This window comes from Bartonella sp. AA86SXKL (assembly GCF_042196885.1).
This window is the reverse complement of sequence record NZ_JBHIRE010000415.1, coordinates 1-339: the sequence shown is the minus strand read 5'-3', so window position 1 is coordinate 339 and position 339 is coordinate 1. Positions and strand designations below refer to the sequence as shown.

The following is a 339-nucleotide window of genomic DNA, read 5'->3' as shown; positions in this document are numbered from 1 at the left end:
AACGGGGAACGCATACGACTTATATTTATTCCTTAAAAGGTGTAACCGCTGCATTAAATGCGGCACAAAAATGCCATTAAGGTCTCTGTAACTCTAAAATAGCGATATAAATTGAAGAAAATGGCCGTTTCATATGATCTTAGACCAATTGGTACATGTCCTGTACGAGAGTCAGATAATATTATCGTGAAAGAGAGATCTAAACTCTCTTTAATTGGCTTATCGCAGGATGAAATGGCGGAAGCTTTAAAGGCAATAGGTATTCCAGAACGTCAAACGCGTATGCGCGTACGTCAACTTTGGCATTGGCTTTATGTACGTGGTGTTTCAAATTTTGAT

2 pseudogenes are annotated in these 339 nt (G+C 38.6%); both read left to right on the top strand.

From position 1 onward, the window contains the following. Positions 1–80: pseudogene (locus ACFIO5_RS13635) on the top strand (invasion associated locus B family protein); the annotation flags it as partial. A 40-nt stretch (positions 81–120) separates the two neighbouring features. Next, positions 121–339, top strand: a pseudogene (locus ACFIO5_RS12335) (dual-specificity RNA methyltransferase RlmN); the annotation flags it as partial.